The sequence below is a fragment of the Streptomyces sp. NPDC039480 genome (assembly GCF_055597165.1).
In genome coordinates this window covers 471,876-494,200 of record NZ_JBVITX010000003.1, presented here as the reverse complement: position 1 = coordinate 494,200, position 22,325 = coordinate 471,876, and the positions used below count along the sequence as shown (strand labels likewise).

The 22,325-nt window shown below is 69.9% G+C and carries 14 protein-coding genes and 2 pseudogenes; 9 read left to right on the top strand and 7 right to left on the bottom strand.

The features are described from left to right. Positions 1-331: 331 nt before the first annotated feature. The 7 genes and pseudogenes from ACZ56E_RS12865 (at position 332) to ACZ56E_RS12835 (ending at position 8,620) form a co-directional block, all read left to right on the top strand. The gene (locus tag ACZ56E_RS12865; RefSeq protein ID WP_362012535.1) at positions 332-1,585 is read left to right on the top strand and encodes a Wadjet anti-phage system protein JetD domain-containing protein; all 1,254 of its coding nucleotides are present in this window, start codon (positions 332-334) and stop codon (positions 1,583-1,585) included. Further along, a complete protein-coding gene (locus ACZ56E_RS12860; protein ID WP_471213739.1) occupies positions 1,582-2,850 on the top strand; it encodes a hypothetical protein in 1,269 nt (422 codons plus the stop codon). The genes ACZ56E_RS12865 and ACZ56E_RS12860 overlap by 4 nt, the downstream gene beginning before the upstream one ends. Then, positions 2,847-4,106 (top strand): hypothetical protein, encoded by a 1,260-nt coding sequence (locus tag ACZ56E_RS12855; protein ID WP_471213737.1) that lies wholly within the window; start codon positions 2,847-2,849, stop codon positions 4,104-4,106. The genes ACZ56E_RS12860 and ACZ56E_RS12855 overlap by 4 nt, the downstream gene beginning before the upstream one ends. Further along, complete coding sequence (locus ACZ56E_RS12850) at positions 4,103-7,219, top strand: hypothetical protein (protein ID WP_471213736.1); 3,117 nt, start codon at positions 4,103-4,105, stop codon at positions 7,217-7,219. Before ACZ56E_RS12855 ends, ACZ56E_RS12850 begins: the two co-directional genes overlap by 4 nt. Positions 7,220-7,567: 348 nt before the next feature. Continuing rightward, on the top strand, positions 7,568-7,996 hold the full coding sequence (locus ACZ56E_RS12845; protein WP_471213734.1) for a hypothetical protein: 429 nt from the start codon (positions 7,568-7,570) through the stop codon (positions 7,994-7,996). Positions 7,997-8,083: 87 nt separating this feature from the next. Further along, a pseudogene (locus ACZ56E_RS12840) lies at positions 8,084-8,302 on the top strand (IS5/IS1182 family transposase); the annotation flags it as partial. A gap of 90 nt (positions 8,303-8,392) precedes the next feature. Beyond that, positions 8,393-8,620 carry a hypothetical protein gene (locus ACZ56E_RS12835; RefSeq protein WP_471213733.1) on the top strand — a complete coding sequence of 76 codons (228 nt, stop codon included), beginning with the start codon at positions 8,393-8,395 and terminating at the stop codon, positions 8,618-8,620. Between the two features lie 658 nt (positions 8,621-9,278). Here ACZ56E_RS12835 and ACZ56E_RS12830 read toward each other — a convergent pair. Next, on the bottom strand, positions 9,279-9,686 hold the full coding sequence (locus tag ACZ56E_RS12830; RefSeq protein WP_471213731.1) for an STAS domain-containing protein: 408 nt from the start codon (positions 9,684-9,686) through the stop codon (positions 9,279-9,281). A 603-nt stretch (positions 9,687-10,289) separates the two neighbouring features. Beyond that, the gene (locus ACZ56E_RS12825) at positions 10,290-10,688 is read right to left on the bottom strand and encodes an STAS domain-containing protein (protein ID WP_471213728.1); all 399 of its coding nucleotides are present in this window, start codon (positions 10,686-10,688) and stop codon (positions 10,290-10,292) included. Positions 10,689-10,800: 112 nt separating this feature from the next. Between ACZ56E_RS12825 and ACZ56E_RS12820 the strand changes: the two genes are divergently transcribed. Next, the gene (locus ACZ56E_RS12820) at positions 10,801-11,163 is read left to right on the top strand and encodes a helix-turn-helix transcriptional regulator (protein ID WP_471213727.1); all 363 of its coding nucleotides are present in this window, start codon (positions 10,801-10,803) and stop codon (positions 11,161-11,163) included. Between the two features lie 161 nt (positions 11,164-11,324). On the opposite strand, the gene ACZ56E_RS12815 is transcribed toward ACZ56E_RS12820, so the two are convergent. Next, entirely contained in the window at positions 11,325-11,735 is a 411-nt protein-coding gene (locus tag ACZ56E_RS12815) for a transposase (RefSeq protein ID WP_471213725.1), read from the bottom strand. 119 nt (positions 11,736-11,854) lie between these two features. Further along, positions 11,855-12,556, bottom strand: a pseudogene (locus ACZ56E_RS12810) (IS701 family transposase); the annotation flags it as partial. A 380-nt stretch (positions 12,557-12,936) separates the two neighbouring features. Between ACZ56E_RS12810 and ACZ56E_RS12805 the strand changes: the two are divergent. Then, on the top strand, positions 12,937-13,314 hold the full coding sequence (locus tag ACZ56E_RS12805; RefSeq protein WP_471213723.1) for an IS110 family transposase: 378 nt from the start codon (positions 12,937-12,939) through the stop codon (positions 13,312-13,314). 66 nt (positions 13,315-13,380) lie between these two features. On the opposite strand, the gene ACZ56E_RS12800 is transcribed toward ACZ56E_RS12805, so the two are convergent. From ACZ56E_RS12800 to ACZ56E_RS12790, 3 genes are read right to left on the bottom strand one after another with little or no spacing between them, the layout of a single operon-like run. Continuing rightward, on the bottom strand, positions 13,381-15,183 hold the full coding sequence (locus tag ACZ56E_RS12800; protein ID WP_471213721.1) for a carbamoyltransferase family protein: 1,803 nt from the start codon (positions 15,181-15,183) through the stop codon (positions 13,381-13,383). A gap of 46 nt (positions 15,184-15,229) precedes the next feature. Next, positions 15,230-16,537 (bottom strand): KamA family radical SAM protein, encoded by a 1,308-nt coding sequence (locus tag ACZ56E_RS12795; RefSeq protein ID WP_471213720.1) that lies wholly within the window; start codon positions 16,535-16,537, stop codon positions 15,230-15,232. Then, complete coding sequence (locus ACZ56E_RS12790) at positions 16,534-22,317, bottom strand: AMP-binding protein (RefSeq protein ID WP_471213718.1); 5,784 nt, start codon at positions 22,315-22,317, stop codon at positions 16,534-16,536. Before ACZ56E_RS12790 ends, ACZ56E_RS12795 begins: the two co-directional genes overlap by 4 nt. Positions 22,318-22,325 lie beyond the last annotated feature (8 nt).

Sequence of the window (22,325 nt, the reverse complement as noted above, 5' to 3'; positions counted from 1 at the left end):
TTCTCACATTAAGGAGAGTGCGGCGGTATGTTCCGCCGGGGAATATGCCACCCCAGGCCACGGCGGCAGCCAGCCGGGCCGGCCGGGGGAGAGGTGCAGCAGCCGCAGCCGGCGGCGACAAATTAAGGGGTGGCGGGGGATGATGGGGCTGGACGGTGGCGGACTGCTCTTCGGGGAAGCGCAGGGGCGTGTTCCTGTACATGTGGAAGGGCTGCCGGAAGGCCTGAGGGCTGTAACGATCCCCGCGAGACGTGAGGGACAGGACAGGCTGCCACGAAACCAGCGGCGCAGACTGAAATTCCATGAAGCAGACCTGGTATCGGCCGGTGACGTGCAGCTCTTCGCTCCGCCGGAGGAACTGTCCGCAGAAGACCTGATCTGGGTTCTGGCCTTCAAGCGCCGTGAGTGGCCCTCGGTTCTCAAGCGCTTCGACGCTCGGGCCGAGGAGGTGGCAGCCGCTCTCGTGCGCTGCGGTGCCGTGACCCTGCGTTGCGAGGTCGACGAACTGGTCCGACTGCGCCGTCCGCTGCGCTGGCATCTGACTCAAGCCTGGCAGGAACAGTCCGCCGACCGCACGGCCCAGCTGCGCGGCGCCCGCGATCCCCGCCGAGCCCGCCGCGAGCTTCGACAGGTCATGGAGCCGGTGGTCCAGCTAGCCCACGAACGACAGCTGCTTTCGGCCATCAGTGAGAAAGCCGGACTCGTCGTCCCCGAGGACAGCCGCGTACAGACCGCCGCCTGGTCCGTCTACGAGGCAGCCGTCAGAGCAGCCGCTCACTGGTGGCAGCTGCGCGCCCAGGGCGAGAAGGAAGTGACCCTCAAACAGCTGGCCGCACACGCCCTGGGCGGTTCCAAGACCTGGACGGCGCAACAGCAGAGCGGGTTCGCCAACCTCATCGGCATGGACTTCGAAGCCGCGGTCCGGGAGGAAGACACCGACCTGCGGGTCAAGGGACCCCTGTCCTGGCGTATCGGCGAGGTCGCCGCGAACGCAGCGATCGCCCAGCCCTGGGTCGGCCTGCCCTCCCAGGGCATCCGACTCGTCGGAGACGCCCGCTGCACCGCCCAGGGAGTCTTCCTCATCGAGAACTCCGACACCTTCGGAGCGGTCTGCCGCCGACTGCCCGAACTGACAACACAGTGGTTGTGCGTCTGGGGCGCCGGCTACGCCCAAGAGCAGCTCGTGACCCTGCTCAAATGGCTGCAGCCCCGGCCGATCGCTGCATGGTGCGACCTCGATGCCGACGGCATCGGGATCATCCACGACCTGTCCCGCCGCCTCGACGCTCCCGTGCATGCCGTCGGAATGGACGCCGATCTGTGGCGTCAAGGGCCCTACCGCGTCCGTAAGAAGAACCCCGAGCGGGAGAAGGCCCGCGATGCGAAGATCGCCGCAGACCTGGCGCAGAAGGTCACCGGACCGCTGCACAAGCTGGCCCTCGCCATCGCCGAGAACGGCGAATCCCGCGAGCAGGAAACCCTGTACACATCCGTCCTTCCGCACTTGCCCGAACTCCTCCAGCCGCTTCTGCACACACCGCAGCCACCCCGCCCGGGTTCTTCCACCACGGACCAGACCCGGTGAGCACCGACCAGCTGCCCCTAAACGAAACCGACCAGGCGATGCTGGCCCCGGCCCAGCGGCTGACGAACTGGCGCGCCTTCTTCGCCCCGCTGGCCGCCCACCGCGAGGCCCTGGTGAAGGACCCCGAACTCGTCCATCTGGCGACCGACATCGTGACCGTCTTCGCCGAGCACGCCGCGGCCAGCGGCCTGACCAAGGCGCAGCTGCGCGAGTACCTGGGCCCCCAGGGCTTGGGCTGGCCCCTGCCCGTGCTGGACAGTCGCCTGTCCCTGATGATCGACATGTCTTTCCTGGAGCCCTACGTCCTCAAAGCACACCAGGACCGCTACGTTATGCGACCCGCCGGCCTCGCCGGCGCGTTCGCCGCCGACCGCCTGTCCCTGCACGGGGGCGTCGACGAACTGGTCGGCCTGCTGGACCGCACCCGCGAGCTCCTCGAGCGAACCGACCCCGACCCCGACCTCGTCCTGCAAGAACTGCGCACCTGCCGGCACGGGCTCACCGTCTTCGCACTGGACCTGCAAAGACAGGTCATCATGGCCACCCCTGCAGAACTGATCACCGCCCAGCGCCAGCACGACCACACCGACTTCACCCGACAGGTCAAAGCCCTCAACGAACTGGTCACCCGGGCCTTCTCCGGACACCTCGTTCTGGAAGACGCAGCCACGGCCCTCATCGAAGCCGCGCAGTTCTACCGTCAGCAGCTGTTCGCCGCCATCGAGAAAATCCTCGAACATGGCGGTGGAAGCCTCAACCTGGATGTCCTGACCCCAGCCGAGTACGACGACCTGGCCAAGACCGCAGGCGTCGAGCGCCTCGGACACTTCGGCACCTTCCTGATCGCCGACGCACCACCGTTGTGGATCGACGGCCAAGACGTGGTGGACACCGCGGCCTCCTACGTCCGCCAACGCCCGCCGCGCCCCCGCCCCACGCCTCCGCAGGCCGCTCCCGGAGACGACGCCGACCCGTTCGCCGAGCTGGACGACGCCGCCGAACACGAGAGCCTGCGCCGGCAGATCCTCCTGGAAGACCTGCTCGAAGACCGCCACAACACCACCCTGGGCGAAATCCTCAACGCCCGCGGCTGGCCAGGCGCCGCCCGCCTCCTGGTCGACCTGCTCGCCGCCGACGCGGACCCGCGCACTGACTGCAGCATCGACATCGCCGTGCCGGTGCGCGTCGATCCCGCGGCCGCGGTCACCTACCTCCACGACGTCACCCTGCGCACATCAGCCGATGCACAGGATGACAACCCATGACCGCAGAGGATCCACCCCCGTCGGCCTCCTCCCTCCTGCTGGCCGCCATCCGGGCCGCAGGAGGAGTTGCCGCACCCCGCAGCGCCGACCTGCTGCAGGAGGTCGCCCAGGCCGCACAACGGGTCGGCCGCAGCGCGCTGCAACTGCGCGCAGCGGGTGAGGAGAAGACGACGCTGAGGCTGGCCTGGCCCACCGGCAGCGCACCCAGCATCGAGCAACTCCGGGACCAGGCCCCGCCCACCCTGGCGCCCATCCCCACCCTCGTGTGGGCGCTGTGCCTGAAAGCGGCCTGGCCCGACCCGACACTGCCCCACTACCCGGGCCAGCCGTTTCCCGCCGAGCTGATCGAGACAGCCGCCCGGCACCTGGGCGCCTCGGCCCGCGCCGTCGCCACCGCGCTGACCCGCACCCTCCCCGGACGCGACCTCATCACCCCGGTCGGCCCGCTCATTCATCTGGGACCGGCCGTCGCCACTCTGCCCGGCCCCACTGTCACCGCACTACGACGAGGCCACCACCGGCTGCCCGACCCGCAAGAACACCAGGAACCACCCCCCTCGGGCGGCACCGCTGCGGCCATCGGTGGCCAGACGCCCCACGCCACCGCGCCGCACGACCTCACCCACCCCGACCCACCGCCCCCGCACAGCAGCGACCACATCGTCTGCAACACCATCACTGCACTCGAAACAGCCCGCGGCCCGCTGCCCCCGCGCGATCTGCCCGCGCTGCAGGACCCCGACATCCGCGCCGACGTCCAGTCCGCCCTCGCCGGCATCGGCCGCACCCTCATCCGCACCCCCCAGGGAACGTGGACCACCGGATACCCGGACACCGTCGCCGAAGCGCTCAACGCCGCCGACATCGGCACGCTCACCCCCGCCCAGCGCACCGTCCTAGCCGTCATCCTCCTGCACACTGTCGCTCTGCCACGTGCCCAGGGACGCCACACACACGCCCAATGGGACACCACCCAGCACGGTGTCACCCAGCGTCAACTCGCCCGGAACCGCGCCCTGTCCAAACTCACGATCAGCTCTGCCCTGCGCGCCCTCACCGCAGCAGGACTCGTCGACACCACCGGCCAGGGCACCTACGTTCCCGGCCCCTGCCTGCAGCGCCTGAGCGAGACCCGCATCACCGCCCTGTGGGAAGACCTCATCATCGCCGGCCGCCCACAGGGCCACCTCGCCCGTGCCATCCAGCAGCGGCGCCAGGCGGCCCGCCCCACCGCATCACCCCAGGAGCATCCATGAGTCCTCTCACGGGCGCCGCCCCCCAGCTGTCCACCGGTCTCATCGGCGACCGGCAACTCATCGCCGTGCAGACCTTCGCCATCGCCCGGCTCACCAGCGACCCGGTCGCCCTGATCCCCGGCACCTTCATCGCCGTAACCGGACGCGGCCCGGTGGACTCCAACGAGTCCGGCAAGACCAGCTTCCTTGCCGCGGTCTCCCTGCTCCTGGGCGACCCGGAGTGGCAGATCACCGGCAACGGCACCCCCAACACCACCAGCCTGCTCTTCGAACCCGTCATCGCCGGTGCCTCGACCCAACTCGTCGACCCTGCCGAACGCGGCTACATCGCCGGTGTCTTCGCAGCGCACGACGGAACCCACCCGCACACGGTCTGGCTCCAGATCAGCAGCGACTCACCCTATGTCCAAGTCCGCCACCAGGCAGGCGCCCACCTGCTGACCGGTGGCGACGACAACGAGCGTCACCGCGCCGCACCCGACTTCTACAAACAGCTCGGCACCGAGACCCTCGGAGCCGTCGAGTACGCCCATCGCCTCTACGGCCGCTCTCCGAAAGTGCTGGCCTACGTCGCCTCCCGCGGGCAGGTCCGCTCCCGGCCCTCCCTGCTGAAACTGGAAGCCGGCACCTACTCGCCCGACCGGATCGGCGACGCACTGATCACGCTGTCCGGTCGTTCGAGCGTCCTCGAACTCGACAGGGCCCAGCGCACCGATCTCGCGGACAAACGCGCCGAGTACGCCGCGGCGCTCGAACGGCACGAGAAGAGACTGGCCCGGGAAGAAAGCCTGCTGCGCGAGGTGGAGGACCGTGCAGATCTGCGAGACAAGATCCGAAGCGCTGAAGCCGACCGGCGCGCCGCGCTGGCCCGCACGCTCCTGGACGAAACGGCCCGCCTCTTCAGTGCCCACCAGCTTCTGCCCCAGACCCGGAGAACGCTGCAGGAAACAGCCGACCTGCTCCGGGAACTGACCGCACAACGACAGACCGCTGCCAACGTCGCCGATCTGGAACGCGACTGCCGGACCAGCGCAGAAGCCAAGGAGCAGCGCCGTACCGGATGGAGCGAGGCACAGGGCGACGAGCGTCTCCTGGCCGGCCGGCTCACCCAGGACCGCAAGGAGCTCGAGGAGGTCCGTACCCTCAGCGCGGACCACACCGGGGCGAACAGCCGCGAACTGCGGGACCATCTGACCCGACTCGCCCACCGGACCAGGCAGGCCGAGATCAACCGGGGCATCGCCGAACGCGACGCCGAACACTACGCAGAGCAACTCCGCGCGGCCGAACTCGGACATGCCGGAGCGGCAGGCGCCGTCCTCAAAGAGCTCGCCAGCCAGAAGATCCCCAGCTGGGGACTGTACGACCAGGTCGAACTCGACGACCGCAGGAGGGACTTCTGGGAGGCAGCCCTTCACCCGTGGCGCGACGCAGTCTGCGTCGACTCCGCCGACCTTCCCCGAGCTCTGGAGGCGCTTGAAGCGCTTCCCGGCTCCGTCCTCATCAGCCCCGGCCCACTGGCCGGCACGATGGCCTGCCCCGAAGGAATCATGGCGGCCCCCGCCCCGGCGCGGCCCTTCCTCAACACTCTGGCCGGCCAGTCCCACTGGACCAGGCAACCTGCCCACGCCCGCGTCGACGGACTCGGCGCCCACATCATCGGCTCGTTTCCCAGCCCTGTCGTCGGACGTGCCGCTCTGCTCGGCCATCTGCGGTCGCGTCAGAAAGATGCCCTTGCGGCCCAGGCCGAGACAGATCGACTCCTCGACCGGCTGGCACGGCGCACCCTCCTGGCCGAGGCCGACCTCCAGCGGGCCGAGGCAGCCGAGGCACTCCCACGACTGCAAAAGAAGCACGATGACACCAGCACCGAACTCACCCGGCTGCGGCAGGCCCTTCCGCAGCTGAAGATCCTCCTGGACCAGGCCGAGGAGGACTGGGCCACCGCAAAGAACGCCTTGAACAGCCGCAAGAGCCGCATCGAGGACCTCGGACGGCAGATCGACGAGGCAACCGCCACCCTCAAGCGCTGCGAAGCCGAACAGAGCAGCCAGCAGACAGTGATCGACCAAGGCGCCGCGCACCTGGCACAAGAAGCCTTCGGGCAGGACCCGGAGGCCGCCCGCGTCCTGCTGAACTGGCCCGCAGACTGGCTGCCCACGGACGTCACCGCCCTGGTCACCGAAGCGCCGTCGCCGCCCACCGCGGCGCCGGGCGACCCGGTCCGGGAACGGCGCTCCGCCACCCAACTGCACACGGCGGCCACCGCCACCGTCAACGGATGCATGATCGTCGTGGACCACCAGGCGCGCACCGCCGGCTATCCCACCGTTGCTCTGGACCAGGCGAGCCGCATTACCGATAGCACCCACAAGGCCGAGGTCGCTCTGCAGGCACTGGGGGACTGGCTCACCGACACTGAAGTCGGCGACGCCGATGTCCACACAGAGGTCGAGAGGGTCCGCAAGGAACGAATCCGTGAGAACACGTTCATCGCCGACTCCGTCGACACTCTCGCCGACGAACTCCGTCACACCCAGGACGTCATCATCCAGCGTGTGTCCGGAGCACTCGACAACATCGCCAAAGCGCTCGAGCAACTCAACAGTGAGGCAGGGCTGTTCGGCACCAGCCTGCACTACCAGATCGATCCGCCGACCGAGACCGAACACAGCTGGCAGTGCTTCGTGACCCCCAGGTGGCGACGCAACCCCGGCGGCCACATGCTCGCCTACAACACCGTCACCAACACCGCCCAGGAGAAGCTCTTCTCCATCCATCTCGTGCTCGCCGCGCTGCTGGCCGCCCCCAACGCCCAGGGCCGCACCCTCATCCTCGACGAACTCGGCGACTCGCTGGGAAAGGAACACCGCCGGGAAGTCCTGGCCGCCATCACGAAGGTCGCCACCACCTACGGCATCACGGTCCTGGGCACCTGCCAGGACACCCTGATGCGAGAGGTCACCCCCGTATGCGGGCAGATCCTCTACTTCCATTACCCCTCGAAGTCCGACTACCTCAACCTGCCCACGCGCATGTTCGGACGTGACCCCCACAGGGGCCGGGTGGAACTCACCGCGGAGCAGCTCACCCGGCGACTCCTGACGCACTGACTTGGAACCATGCTGACTCATCCCGACAGCAGGACTCTCGAGCAGGCCCCAGTACTTCGCCGGGGACAGGACGACAGTGCCGCCGCTCGGCGGCATTGCGGTGAGGCCCGTTCCATGCTCGCGAGCGCATCGATGGCGCGGCAGCAGGCTATGATCACCCTCCCCCCACACATTTTCTTTACATTCTGTGCGGGGGTAGCCATGCATCGACGGACCGGTCCACTTCTCCTTCTGGCAGCAGCCGCAGTCGTGGCGACAGCCGGCTGCAGCGCCGGCTCCCAGCCGGCCTCTGGCACGGCGTCCGTGTCCGAAGCGACAGCCGTCACGTCCCAACCCCTCACACGTTCCGTGGACGAGACCTCGGTGTGTGAACTGCTGAGCGCATCGCAGCAGGAGGACATCGGCTCTGCCGAGGCCACGCCCGACGCCGACGACGGCTATGCCAGCTGCTATTACTCTATGACCCTGGACGACGACCCCGATCCCAGCGGCTACGAGGTGACCGTGTTCGACAGTGCCAAGGCGCTGCGCGAGACCGTCGACGGCACCGACGTAATGCCCACCAAATCACTGCCTCTGCAGTTCGAGGGACGCAGCGCCGCCGAACAGATCACCTACGGCGACCAGTGGTCCGGAGCAGTCACCCTCGAACTGGGCCACGGCCGCTACCTGTACGTCGAGAAATACGCCAAGGGCCACTCCGTGCCGGAGAGGGAGCTGTCACAGCAGGCCCGCAGCGTGGCCAAGAAAGTCCTGCACCACCTCATCGCCCGCTGAGGAGACCAACTAACCTCCACGAGTCTGCCTGGGCCGGTGCCATCACGCCCGCCCCCGGCAGGTGACGCACACAAGTACCGGCGCCTGCTGTGGCAGCGCGGCATCCGCCCGGTCATCGCCGAACGAGGCCAACCTCACGGCTCTGGCCTGGGCATTTTCCGCTACGTGGTCGAACGCGCCATCGCCTGGCTGCACGGCTTCCGCCGCCTGCGGATTCGGTGGTAACGACGCGACGACATCCACGAAGCCTTCCTCGACCTCGCCACCTGCCTGATCACCCACCGCCACGACCAACGCCTTTGTTAGGACCTCTAAGTGTCCACGCCTTCGCACCTACCCGCCCGAGTCACAGGCCCAACGTCCTTCATGCGGGTGAACGGGGGTGTCCTCACAGCCGTGCTTGCGTCAGCTGCCCGCAGGACTCCAGCAACCGCCGTCGCTGTCACTGCTCAGGGTCAGGCTGACGGGGCCACCTACCCCCACCGGACCGAGGTCAACGCCGCCAAGACCGTGCCCGCGGTGAACACCGTCATCACGCCCCAGAGCGACGGCCGCGGCCCGGCCGACGGACGGGTGCACCGGCACCTGTCCGGCAACTCGTGCACCGAACTCTCCAGCCAGTAGGCGCCCCTCAACTCCGCAAGCACCCCACCCGCCTCGCCACCCAGCTCCCTCTCGCACTCCACACCTACAGCAACGCACCGCAACCTCATTGGCAACGGCGCGCCATATAGATCAGAAGTGACTTTTAAACCTTGCTGATCTCATGCGAGTGTCTCTGGTCATGCTTCAGCAACGAGGGCCGCAGGCAACGGAAACGTAACGTCGCGCGCCCACCTCTATTCGCTCTTCAGCCCGTCGGGGCATGGCCCGGCTAGCGCTGCCAGATAGGCCTGGCACAGGGCCTGTCTGTCCCCTGGTGCACCGCCCTGGCCCGCAGCGGGTGCAGCTCTTGTGTGCCGCACATACACCTGATAGCTCTCCTCGGCCATGGTGAGCGGCGCAAGGGAGGTCCCGCTCATGTCGTACCTTTCCGCGAATGCAGCCGACGGCCGACGGCTGCGCACTACTGATGCTGGCGCGCGCTGTGGCTGGCAAGGGTGCGACCGGACCAAGGTGCTGCACAACACACGCCGTCCCACGGTACGCGTAGATGAACACCACGGTGTCGCGGCCCCTGCCCATTGCGCTTCGTCCTTCAGCGCTGCCCCGTCTGAAGAATCCGGCTCTGAACCTTCAGAACCTGTCGTTGAGTGCTGGCCGGGCGACCTCGGTGACTGGATCATCTGTTGTGGGCGGGCTGGGCGGCCGTGCTGCTGGGGTCGGGCAGAAACAGGGCGCGGGTGCCCGTCAGGTCGAGGATGCGTTCGACTGCGGGTGGTGCTGAGCTGATGGTGATCCTCTTGCCTTCATCCTGGGCTTGTCGATGCAGGACCAGGAGGAGGTTGACGCCTGAGCAGTCGCAGAAGGTGAGAGCGCTTAGATCCAGGTCCAGGCCGCTCTGTGAGTGGGCCAGGGCGCGCAGGAGGTCCGGGCGGAGCTCGTTGGCCGTTCTTATGTCCAGTTCACCGTGCACCACGATCGGCGTCAGCCGCAGAAGGGGGACACGGGGCAACGCTGGTGCCTGCCAGGGGTGGGGTGCGTCGTCTCCCGGGCCGATGGGCTGGCCGCAGAGTGCGGTGTCCGTCATGGCTTCTCCCTGCCAGCTCCTCTGCCTGCTTCCGGCAAGGGTCCCGCCCCTGCTGCTCACCTGTCAAGGAATGCATGAACTGAAATTCACGGTTTCGTTGTCGCGTCAACAGGACGTTGACGTGCCGAGCGAAGCGTCTGTTCAGAGCGATCCGTGCAGACGCTCACAGTCAAGTGGCCGAGTGCGGGAACGGATTCGGACAGGTCTGCAGGGATCGCTGCACCCTCCCGGGCATATGCGGGAGACTCGCGGGGAGCCGAGGCCGTGGGCTGGCCGCCCCAGCCGGTACCCAGTCGCGCCCCCAGACTCCGGGACGGCGGTCTCGCAAGGGCTCGGCTGTCGTGGCCGGCAACGACAGCCGCACGACAGCGAAGGCCCGGTCAGGAAAGCCTGACCGGGCCTTCCATCAGAACAACGTGGCCAAAGGCCGAGTGCGGCCGCGGCCCGCCGCCGCCGTGGCGCGGGCCTCTGCCCCGTGACTGTGCACCACCCGGCACGACGAAAGCGTCCCCCAGGTCGTCACCCACCCGAAGACGATCGTCGCTGCACAGGGACCAAAGACAGACAGGTTATGAGTGCGCAGCCGCCGTGGAACGTGGTGCGTTACGAGGCGGCCGCGTCCTCAATCGTCTGGCGGATGTCCAGGACGCGGTCGACACCAGTGATCTCACACAGGTGTCGCACCTGCGCCGAGGGTGCGACGAGGCGCAGCGTCCCCCTCAGGTGGGCCAGGAGGAGCAGATTCAAGAAGGTCGAGTCGGCGAAGGTGACATCGGAGGCCTCGAGGATGACCTTCGGGTACTGCTTCACCGTGGCCTGCAGCATCTCTCTCAGTGGCGCGATCGAGCCCATGTCGTACTCGCCGGCAGCGGCGATCACGCAGGCCCCCCGGTACTCGTACTGCCGCACCTGGGGACCGTTCGAGGCGTGCGCAGCGACCCGTCCTGGCGCCAACGTCGCACTGAAGCTGCTCGCGCTCGTCAGCAAGACGGCCTTTTCCAAGGCGCCTCGGGCTCCTTCTGTCTTCCTCCCGCGAGGGAGCATGTCCTCTGTTACCGGAAAACTATGTCATGTAACAAACTTCAGGCAACAACCGTCCCCTAAAATGCCGGGCATGGCCGCAGTACCTGAGTCCCACACCGGATGGACGTTCATCACCAGCCACGCCCGCGTGCTGGCAGCCATCGCCGACAACCCGAACATCCGCGTCCGCGACATCGCCGCCCGCTGCCGGCTCACGGAGCGCGCTGTGTCGAGGATCATCTCCGACCTGGAGCAGGACGGATACCTCTCACACACCCGTGAAGGGCGCACCAATACCTACCGCATCGACCCGGACAAAGTGCTGCGCCACCCCGCCGAAGCCGGCCTGCCCGTGGCCTCGCTGCTCTCTCTGCTCGTGCAGGACGAAACCCGGCGCACCGGCGCACCGACCGCCCCCACGCAGCAGCTGGTCGACGCCACCGCCGCGCGCTAGCGGAGGACCACTTCGGGCTCAGTTCGTCCGGCTGGCCATCACGGTGCTGCCCGGCACCGGGTAGTAGGGGGCGCAACCTAGTAGGACTCCGTTAGGTCTGTCTTGATCTTGGCGTGGTGTAGGTCCTGGCGGGCAGGTAGTGCAGATGCCTGTCCAGCACCTCAGGGTGTTCTGGAGGGTGTCGAGGACCTGGTAGAGAGTGAGTCCGGTCCGGGGGCTCTTGGGGTCAGACGCTGTTCGGTGAGGAAGGCGTGGGCGGCGGTCACGAGGGTGACGTGGTGGCGCCAGCCCTGCCAGGAACGACCCTCGAAGTGGTCAAGGCCCAGGCCATGCTTGAGTTCGCGGTAATCGTGCTCGATGCGCCAGCGGACCTTGGCCAGACGCACCAGGTCGGCGATCGGAGTGTCGGCTGGCAGGTTGGACAGCCAGTAGTCGGTTGGTGCTTCGGCATCGGCGGGCCACTCGACCAGTAGCCAGCAGTCGGGCAGGATCCCGTCCCACCAGCCCTGTTCGGCCGATGCCGCGGCCTTGATCGGGCGCTCGACCGCCTCGCCGGCGGGCCGCACGCGCATCGCGGCAAAGCGGGAACGTAACTCCCCCCCTCGACCCGTGCCGCCAGGTGACAGGAGAATGCCTCCTGTCCGAGGCCGGCGGTCAGGGCTGCCACCGAGGGGGCAGGGTCCCGGTAGCGGGGCTGGGGCCAGCAGCCGACGGGCCCGTTGCGGAGCGGGGCGATGGGCTTCGCGTTGAAGGGGTGGGCGACGACATCGCCACGGACGGCCAGCATGTAGGCGAGGGAGCGCTCGGCCAGTGCGGCCCGCAGGCGGGCATTGGTTCCGTAGGCGGCGTCGACGTCACACCCCAGCCGGCGAGCGTGTCGAGCATGTCCAGGGCGAGCCGCCACTCCTCGCGGTGCATGACGTTGTCCGGGATGCGGGTGAGGGCCCGACGCGTGGTGTCCGACGCCCACTCCCTGGGGCAGGACCAGCCGCCATTGCAGCGGGCAGGAAGCCGTATCCGTCGCGGCGTGGACGCTGACCGCGACCTGGCAGTTGGCCCGCTTGCCCAGCGACCCGCAGTACTGCGGGGCCACTCCGGCCGACATCCGGCCGTCCTTGGGCACCGACACATCATCGATCACCCAGGCCGTCGGGTTGATCAACGGCAGCACGCGTTCGGTGATCCGCCGTTGCACCGGCACCGGGTCCCACGTGGACTGGTTCACGAACTGCTGCAGGTTCTGCTCGTTGCCGTCAGGCAATCGCGCAGCCATGGCCTGAATGGACTTGCGCCGTCCGTCCAGCATCAGCCCGCGCAGATAGCAGTCGCCCTTGGCCCGCTGGTCCTTGCGCGGCACCGAGGCAAACACGTCTGCCACGAACAACGCCAACATCGCCCGCATACGGTTCACTTCATGTGCGTCCACGCACCCAACATGCTTTTGATCAGGCCTAACGGAAATACCTAACGGAGTCCTATTAGCCGGCGGCGAGTCCTTCCGCCACTCGCAGAGCGCCGAGGACCGTGCTGAGGCCGGACGGGCCAGGTTGAGGCCCTGGCCGTGCGTGCCGGGCCCGCCGCCCGCACCGAGCCGAGGGTGGTGAACACCCAGGCGCCGAGGAAGAGCTGCGGCAGCCCGGCCACCATCTCCCAGTGCCGCCGAGAAGGTGGCCTACAGGTTCTCCTCCTTCGGGCAGAGCTGCGTAGTGTGGCTACCGATCTCCGGCGCCCTCCAAGGCCACCGCTCGTGATTCCGGTGAGGGGGAAAGCCCGGTGACCTGCAGGAACTTAACCTCGATCGAGGTGTACTGGGCCCTGGACGCGGGCAAGTCGGAGCATCGCGGCACGGCCCTGCTGCGAGATGGCCGCACCACGTTCGACAAGCCGCTGCCCAACAACGAGCCCCAGCTGCGGCAGCTGTTCACTCGCCTCAAGAGCAAGGGGAAAGTCCTGGTCATGGTCGACCAACCGGCCTCCATCGGCACCCTGGCGGTGACCGTCGCCCGCGCCTACGACGCTAGTGAACGCACCACGCCGACCCGACACGGCGGCGTAGCGGGTGAGCCGCTCGCGTTCTCGGCTGTCGCGCCCCTCCGGCGCGTCCTCCGACGGCCGGCTGGCGGTGAACGGAGCTTCTCCTGCTGGCAGTGAACGCGCCGCGGGCCGCTGGCGCCGGACGTCCGGCGCCAGCGGCCCCCGGCGCTGCGGTTCAGAGCATCAGAGCAGGGTGTACACGTTGTCGCTCACCTGGCTGTGGCGGGGCGGGCGGGTGCCCTTGAACCAGGCGACCCAGGACTGCGGCAGGGCCGACCGGTCCAGGACGAAGTCGTCCAGCACCAGGCAATCGATGTCCGAACGAAGGAAGCACAGCAGCGCGTCGACCGGAGTGTGCACGATCGGCTCACCACGCAGGTTGAACGAAGTGTTCAGCAGCAGCGGGCAGCCGGTCCGCTCGGCGAAGGTCTTTATCAGGCGGTAGAACCGGCCGTTTTGCTCCTCGGCCACGGTCTGCACTCGGGCCGAGTTGTCGACGTGGGTAATGGCCGGCAGGTTCAGCGGAGAGGCGACCTCGCAGGTCTCCAGCATGAACGGCGAGTCATGGTCAAGCTTGAAGTGCTCCTGGGCGCGCTCGGCCAAGACGGCCGGTGCGAAGGGACGGAAGGCCTCGCGCATCTTGACCGAGGCATTGATCCGGTCCCGGGTACCGTCCCCGCGCGGGTCGGCCAGGATAGAGCGTCCGCCGAGAGCGCGCGGACCGAACTCCTCGCGGCCGTAGTACCAGCCGATCACCTTGCCGTCTGCAAGCCGGGACGACACCGCGTCCAGCAGGCCGGGCTCGTCACCCTGGAAGTCCAGGAAGGAGTGGCCGGCATACGCGCCGAGCAGCCCCTCGATCTCCTCCGAGCCTGTGCCCGAGCCGAGCAGCGCGGAACACTGGCGGCCCTGCGAGGGGCGCTCACCGGTCAGCCGCTGGTGGGCTACGGCCGCGCAGCCGAGGCTGCCGCCGGCATCGCCCGCGGCGGGCTGCACGAAGACGTTCTCGAACGGCCCCTCCTCGACGACGCGGCGCACCGCGACGACATTGAGCGCCACGCCGCCGGCCATGCACAGGTTGCGGCTGCCGGACATCCGGTGCGCCTTGTCGACCATGCGCAGCATGGTCTCCTCGGTCACTATCTGGATGGAGCGCGCCAAGTCGTAGTGGACGGACTCGATCTCCGACTCCGGCACCCGGGGCGGCACGCCGAGCAACTTCTCGAAGCGCTCGCCAAACATGCCCTCCGGGGCGGCGAAGTCGAAGTACTCCAGGGCGAGCCGGAAGGCACCGTCCTCACTGACGTGGATCAGATGCTCGAGCTGCTCCTTGAACCGCGGCTTGCCGTACGGGGCGAGGCCCATGACCTTGTACTCGCCCTCGTTCACCTCGAAGCCGAGGTAGCCGGTGACGGCGCTGTAGAGCAGGCCCAGCGAGTGCGGGAACTCGATCTGCTCGCGCAGCTCCAGCTCGGCGCCGCGCCCGACGCCCCAGGCGGTGGTGGCCCACTCGCCGACCGCGTCGACGGTCAGCACGGCGCTGTCCTCGAAGCCCGAGTAGTAGTAGGCGCTGGCGGCGTGCGAGAGATGGTGGTCGACGACCTCGATCCGGCCCTGCCAGCCCAGCAGGTCGCGGATCTCCCGGTAGGGGCGCTCGGCGTCCAGCCGGTAGCGGGCCATCGGGCTGTTGTCCGGGAGGGCCGGCAGGCCAGCCCAGAGCTGGCGGTGCAGCTTCTTGGCCGGGTCCTCGTAGTAGGCCACGCAGTCGACGTCACTGATCTTCAGACCGGCCTGGCGCAGGCAGTCACGGACGGCATTGCGGGGCAGTTCCGGGTCCTGCTTGCGCCGGGTGTAGCGCTCCTCATGGGAGGCGGCCACCAGGCGGCCGCTGACCAGCAGGGCGGCGGCGGAGTCGTGGAAGTGCGCCGAGATGCCCAGGATCACCGGCCCGTCGGTGCTGGCGGTGTTGGTGGTCTGGCCGGTCATCGCTGGTCTCCTTGACCTCGGGAGGGGATTGGCAGGGCGTCGGAGGTCATCTGACCTCCAGGAACGGCGCGTCGGACGGGAAGAGCGGCTTCAGGTCGGTGACCCAGGTCGCCCGCGGGTCGTACTGAGCGAAGAACGGCCGTCCGACGATCTGCGGGTCGCGGGCCTGCAGGTAGCGCAGCGCGAGCGCCCGCTGTCCGGCGACCTCGGTGACGCCGTCCAGCACCACCTTGCCCCGGGTGGCGGACATCGACGGGCCGCGGACCGTTCGGGCCAGCCCGGTGACGGCGGACACCGCGTCGCGGTAGATCTCCCAGGCCCGCACCAGCGGCACCTCGAAGTAGTCCCGCGGACCGGTGTCGCGCTCGACGAAGAGGTAGTACGGGATGGCGTCGAGCGCCAGCTGACGCGTCCACATCTCCCGCCAGACGGCGGGGTCGTCGTTGATGGTGCGGATCATCGGTGCCTGGGTGCGGACCACCGCTCCGGCGGCCCGGACCCGCCGGACCGCCTGGCGGACCGCCTCGGGCTGCAGTTCGCGGGGATGGGTGACGTGGGCCATCAGGGCCACGTGCTTGCCGGCGGCGCGGATCTCCTCGAACAGCCGCATCAGGTCGTCGGCGTCATTGTCCGTGGTGAACCGGTACGGCCAGTAGCTGAGCGCCTTAGTGCCGATCCGAATGGTAGTGATGTGCTCCAACTCCGGGTCCAGGAAGGGCTCCAGTGCCCGGCGCAGCGGCCCGGTGCCCATGATCATCGGGTCGCCACCGGTGACCAGGATGTCGGAGATCTCCGTGTGCTCGCGCAGGTACCCCCGAAGCGCGGCCATCTGGTCGGAGGCCGCCGCGATCTTCAGCTCCGGGTCCCCGACGAACTGCGCCCAGCGGAAGCAGTAGGTGCAGTAGGCGTGGCAGGTCTGGCCCTGCCGGGGGAAGTAGAGCAGCGTCTCGCGGTACTTGTGCTGCACGCCGGACAGCGGCTTGCCCTCGAAGTGCGCGACGTTGAGGTCCGTCTGCCCGGCTGGGTGGGCGTTCATGCCCGACCGGATCTCCCGTGCGGCGCGGTTCAGTTCGGCCGGCCGGGCGCCGTCGCGCAGCAGGTCGGTGACGGTCTTCAGCTCGTCCGGGGCCAGCATGTCCGGCTGCGGGAAGACCAGCCGGAAGATCGGGTCGTCCTCGACGGCGTCCCAGTCGATCAGCTCGTCGACCACGAACTGGTTGGTCTTGAACGGCAGGATCGCCGCCACCGCGCGGGTCTGCAGCCGGGTCTCGGCGTCCGCCCCGCAGCGGTCGAGCAGGGTGTTCAGGTCGCGCGCCGTGAAGGCACGGAATCGCGATGTGCTGATGTCGGTCACGCGTACTCCTGGTTAGGCTGGCCGCTGCTCGCCGCGATCACGCGGGCGATCTCCGCGGCGACGATTCGGGCCGATGGGCCGCGCAGCAGGGTGAAGTGGTCGACGTCCGGCACCGTGGCGGTGCCGACATCCGTGCCGAGTGCCTCGGCCCAGCCGAGGGTGGCGGTGGCGCCGTCTGGGCGCTCCTGGGCCCCGGCCCGCAGCAAGGTGAACCGGGTGTCGCGCAGCCGGGCGCGGCGCAGCCGGTAGGCCACCAGGGCCGTGGCGTTGGCGTCGAACACCTGGTAGCGGCGCTGCAGCGAGCGTGTCTCCTCGTCCGCCGCCGGTGCGCCGCGCAGCAGCTCGGCGTCCACGCGCTCGCCTGTCATCCGCTCCAGGTCGTGGGCGAAGGACGCCACCCGGTCGACGTCCGGGTCGGCGAAGCGGGCGAGGGCCCCCGAGCCGGGCGCGTAGCTGTCCAGCAGGGTCACCGAGGCGGTCCGCTCGCCCTCGAAGGAGAGCTGACGAGCCATCTCGTAGGCGACCGTGCCGCCCATCGACCAGGCCGCGAAGTGGTACGGGCCCTGCGGCTGCGCCTTGCGGACCTCGGGCAGGTAGGCGGCGGCCAGCTCCTGGACGGTGCGCAGTGCGGGGCCGCTCTCGAGACCGGGCGTGCGTACGCCGAGCACGGTGACCTCGGCCGGCAGCGCCTCGGCGAGCTCGCGGTAGCAGAGCACGTCGCCGCCGATCGGGTGGACCAGGAACAGCAGCGGCCCGCCGGGCATGCCCGGGCGCAGCGGCAGCAGCACCTCGCTGGTCTGCTCGGCGGCGTCCCCAGCCGACTCCCGTACGGCTGCGGCCAGGTGCTCGATCCGCGGCCCCTCGATCAGTTGGCGCAGCGACAGGGAGACACCGGTGTGCTTGCGCACTCGGGTGAGCAGAATCGTGGCGAGCAGGGAGTGACCGCCGACTGCGAAGAAGTCGTCGGTGACGCCGAAGTCCTGGTGCTCGAGCAGGTCGGACCAAATCTGCCGGAGCGTCTGCTCGGTCTCGTCGCGCGGCTCGACCCGCTCGACGGTCCGCCGGGGCGCCGCGCCGCGCAGCGAGGAGCGGTCGAGCTTGCCGTTGGGCAGCAGGGCGAACCGGTCGACGAACAGGAAGAGTCCGGGAACCAGGGCAAGTGGCATCCGCTCGCGGGCGTAGGCGCGCAGCGTCTCGGCGGTCAGCGTGGCGCCAGACTCCTTGACGACGTAGGCGACGAGGGTGCCGTCGCCCTCCTTGTCGGCGTCGACGTGCACCTGGCGGACTTCGGAGTGGGTGGCCAATTCGGCCGCCACCTCGCCGGGGTGGATCCGGATGCCGCGCACCTTGAGCAGGTCGTCGCGGCGGCCCTCGATGTGGATCTCGCCGTCGGCGCCGACCACCGCGAGGTCCCCGGTGCGGTAGACGAGGTCATCCGGGCCGGTGGCGCGCGGGTTGGGGCGGAAGGCCGAGTCCGCGCCGGTGTCGCCGAGGTAGCCGAGAGTGCGGTAGGGCGTGCGCAGCACGATCTCGCCGCGCTCGCCGGGGCCGCACGGGCGGTCGCCGGCGCCGAGCACGACGGCCTGGCCGCCGGGCAGCGCCCGGCCGACCGGCACCGGGCGGTCGGGTTCCTGGTCGGGGGCCACCCGGTGGAAGGTCTTGATCATCGTGGTTTCGGTCGGACCGTAGAAGTTGACGATCTCGGTGTCCGGGCCGAGCAGGTGCTCGCGCAGCCGGGCGACCAGCCGGCCGGTCAGCGGCTCGCCGGACAGGCAGAGCAGCCGCAGGTGGGGCAGCCGGGCGGTGGCCGGATCGGCCTCGCGCAGCCAGGCGGTGACCACACTGGGCGTGGTGTGCACGATGGTGATCCGCTCCCGCGCCAGCCACTCCACAGTGCGCGCGGTGTCGTCCAGGTCGGCGGCGGACGGCAGGCAGAGCGTCGCGCCCCGGGTGAGCGGGACGAAGACGTCGCGCAGCATGGCGTCGAAGGAGAGCGTGGTCAGCTGGGCCACCCGGTCGCCGGGGTGGACGCCGAACTCGGCGGTCTCCCAGTCGATGAAGTGGTCAAGTCCGCGGCGGCGGCCGAGCACCGCCTTGGCCTCACCGGTGGTGCCGGAGGTGAAGAAAACGTATGCCGGGTCGTCCGGACCCGCCGGGGCGGGAGCGTCGCTCTCGGCGCCGGCGACCAGGCCGTCGAAGGTGAGCCGGTGCACCTTGACACCGGTCAGGGCGTCGGCGGCGGTGCTGGGCTCGGTGTACAGCACGCGGCCGGCCCCGGCCTTGGCGGCCATGGTCTCCAGCCGGGGGCCGGGCAGCCCCTCGTCCATCGGCACCGGGACGGCGCCGGCGGCCAGCGCGCCCACCAGGGCGGCCACCGTGGCAGGGGTCTTCCCGCCCAGCAGGCCGACCCGCTCGCCGGGCTCCAGCTCGCGGGACACACTCGTTGACGCGTGAGCGAGTTGACGGTAGGTCACCTCGCCCTGCGCCCAGCGGACGGCGACGGCCTCCGGGGTGGCGGCGGCCTGCCGGTGGACCCGCTCGGCGACCGGGGTGAGCGGTGCCGGGGGGAGCTCGGTGTCGAACGGGTGGGCGGGGCCGTGGGCCAGGCTGAGTGGGCGGGTCGGCTGCTCGGCGGCGAAGCGCAGCAGTCGGCCAAGCCGCTCGGCGAGCGCGGCCACATACTCGGGCTGGACGGTGTCCGCGTCGTATTCGAGGTCGAGCACCGTGCCGGTCGGCTCCGGGCGTACCACCACGGTGAGGTCGAACTTGGCGGTGGGCGCGGCGCCGGTGCCGTCCGCCGCCTCGGCCACCACGTCCACAGGGTGCAACACGGCGGCCTCGCCCGGCAGTTCCTCGCGCGGAGGCATCCGCAGCAGCACCGAGAAGAGCGGGTCGTGGTCGCCGCCGCGGGCGGTGGTGACGGCGTCCACGACCTGGGCGTAGGAGACGTCCCGGTGCCCAGCGGCCTCGATCAGGGTGGCGCGCACGCGCTCCAGCGCCTCGGCGAAGCTGGGGTCGCCGGACAGGTCAAAGGCATAGGCGTGGGTGCGGACGAAGAAGCCGACGATCTCATCGAACTCCTCGCGATCGCGGCCCACGCTGTCGCTGCCGAGGACCACCTGGTCCTGCGCCGCTGCACGGGAGAGCGCGTAGGACAGCACGGTCATCATCGCCATGTACTCGGTGGCGTCGGCCCGCGCGCAGAACTCGGCGAGCGGGGCGGCCACTTCGGGGGCCAGCGGCAGCCGGGCCACCCGGGCCTGGTGCGGCCGCTCGCCGGGAACGGGCCGGCCGAGCGGCAGGTCGGGACGGCGTACGTCGGCCAGCAGGTCGCGCCAGTAGGCGAGGTCAGCTTCGGCCCGTGCGCCGGTGGTCCGGCCGGACCGCCAGGCCGCCCAGTCGCCGAACTGCAGCCGGGGCTCAGCGGAGTCCAGGTGGGCGTGCCGGTCGGTGCCAATGAGCAGCTCGTCGACCTGCTCGCAGATCATCCGCCAGGAAACCGCGTCGCAGCACAGGTGGTGGATGGTCAGTCCGACCAGCAGCTCCCGCTCAGCCACCCGTATGGTGCGCACCCGCACCGGGGGGCCGGCGACCAAGTCGAACGGGACGGCGGCGGCCGTCGTCAGCGCGGTCACGCCCGCGGCGCGGTCGGCCGAGGTCGGCAACCGGTCGAAGTCCACCTCGGCGGGCCCGGCCAGCTGCACCGGGCGACCGTCAACCTCGCGGAAGCGCAGCCGCAGCGCCTGGTGGCGGCCGCAGACCGTGCGGACGGCCTCGTGCACCGCTTCCTCGTCCATCCTGGCCGGGAGGGTGAAGACGCCGACCATATTGTATGCGGAGCTGCTCGGGTCGAGCTGCTGGAGGTACCACAGGCCCTCCTGCTCCGGAGAGAGCGGGTGCTGCGCGTCGGCCGCGGCGGGCAGCGGCAGGGGCTCCTCGACTGCGGTGCCCTCGGCGCCCAGCGCTTCGTCGACCGCCGCGGCCAGCGCGGCGACGGTGGCGGACCGGAAGAGCGTGGTCAGGCTCAGCTCGACCGCGAAGGCGCGCCGGATCCGGGCCAGCACCCGGGCCATCACCAGCGAGTGACCGCCGAGGTGGAAGAAGTTGGCGTGCCGGGAGACGACCTGCTGCCGCAGCACCTCGGACCAGATGGCGGCGACCCGCTGCTCGGTGTCGCTCCACTCGCCCTCGTCCGCAGCCTCCTCAGTAGACGGCTGCGCCTGCTCGGGCTCGGGTAGCGCGGCCCGGTCGAGCTTGCCGTGGCCGGTGAGCGGCATGCGCTCCAGTAGGACCACGTGGGCGGGGGCCATGGCGTTGGAGCCGTGCGCGGCCACGTGGGCGCGCACCGACGCGGCGTCGAGGCTCACGCCGGGCGCGGGCACCAGGTAGGCGGCCAGCGTCGGACCGTCCCCGCCCGGGCGGACCACCACGGCGGCGTCCTTGACCTCGGGCAGGCGCCGGATCACCGCGGCGACCTCGGTCGGCTGGACGCGGACGCCGAGGATCTTGACCTGGTCGTCCGCGCGGCCCTGGATCTCCACGTTGCCCTGCGGGTCGATCCGGCCCAGGTCACCGGTGCGCTGCACCAGGTCGGTCGGGTCGTCCGGGTTGAGCGGGTTCACCTCGAACAGCGGCTTGGCGTCCCGCTCGGGCCGCCACAGGCCGCGGGTGAGGTAGCGGCTGCGGATCAGCACCTGGCCGGGCTCGCCGACGCCGCAGCGGCGCCCGCGCCGGTTGACCACCAGCAGCTCGGCACCGTCGGTGGCGGTGCCGACCGGGAGGGTGCCGGCGGGCACCTCGCCCTGCGGGACGGGGTACCAGGCCTTGAGGATGGTGGCCTCAGTGGTGCCGTAGAGGTTGACGAAGCGCAGCTGAGGGGCGTCGGTGGCGGCGCGCCAGCGGTTGACCAGGCTGCCCGCCAGCGGCTCGCCGGAGAGGCAGATCAGGCGCAGCGCCGGGAAGCCGAGGCCTTCGGGCAGCTCGGAGAGCAGGCTGGCGAGCACGCTCGGGACGGTCTGCAGCACCGTCACGGCGTCCGCGCGCAGCCACTCGAGCACCCGCGCCACGTCCACGAACGGGCGGTCGGTGGGCGGCAGGCAGATGGTCGCGCCGCCGATCAGCGTCGGGAACAGGTCCTTGAAGAGCGCGTCGAAGGTCAGCGCGGCCATCTGGGCGACCCGGTCGCCATCGGTGATAGCCAGGGCTTGCTGCTCCCAAGCGCAGAACTGGGTGAGCGCGCCGTGCCAGCCGAGCACCCCGCGCGGGGTGCCAGTGGTGCCGGAGGTGAAGCACAGGTAGGCGGGCGCCTCGATGTCCGGCTCGGGGAGCCCGACCGGCTGATCCGCCAGATCATCGGGGCGGAGCACGGTGTGGTCGGCAAGCTCGGCGGGCGCGGCCTCGCCGGTGGTATCCAGGACGAGCCGTGGCCGGGCGGCGGCGAGCACGTCCCGCACCCGACCGGCCGGCTGGGCGACGTCGATCATGGTGAGGACCGCGCCAGCCCGCAGGACGCCCAGCAGGGACACGACCGTCTCCACCGACCGGCCGCCGCGCACCGCTACCACGTCGCCGTCGCCGACGCCAGCCGCGCGGAGGCCACGGGCGGTGGCCTGGTAGCACTCGACCAGCTCCCGGTAGCTGCACGCCCGGTTGCCGCGCACCATCGCGACGGCGTCGGGGCACAGGGCGGCGGTGGCCTCGATCAGCGCGGGAACGGTGTGTTCGGGCGATTGCCGCGCGGCCGTGGGGGAGGGGCTGCGGTGATCGCTGACGTGCGTCATCTCAGTGT

Coding starts and splice junctions, on each gene's coding strand:
- ACZ56E_RS12830 (WP_471213731.1), bottom strand. CDS start 9,686: ATGACGGACACCGCACTCTGCGGCCAGCCCATCGGCCCGGGAGACGAC.
- ACZ56E_RS12850 (WP_471213736.1), top strand. CDS start 4,103: ATGAGTCCTCTCACGGGCGCCGCCCCCCAGCTGTCCACCGGTCTCATC.
- ACZ56E_RS12790 (WP_471213718.1), bottom strand. CDS start 22,317: ATGACGCACGTCAGCGATCACCGCAGCCCCTCCCCCACGGCCGCGCGG.
- ACZ56E_RS12855 (WP_471213737.1), top strand. CDS start 2,847: ATGACCGCAGAGGATCCACCCCCGTCGGCCTCCTCCCTCCTGCTGGCC.
- ACZ56E_RS12820 (WP_471213727.1), top strand. CDS start 10,801: ATGGCCGCAGTACCTGAGTCCCACACCGGATGGACGTTCATCACCAGC.
- ACZ56E_RS12800 (WP_471213721.1), bottom strand. CDS start 15,183: ATGACCGGCCAGACCACCAACACCGCCAGCACCGACGGGCCGGTGATC.
- ACZ56E_RS12815 (WP_471213725.1), bottom strand. CDS start 11,735: ATGCGCGTGCGGCCCGCCGGCGAGGCGGTCGAGCGCCCGATCAAGGCC.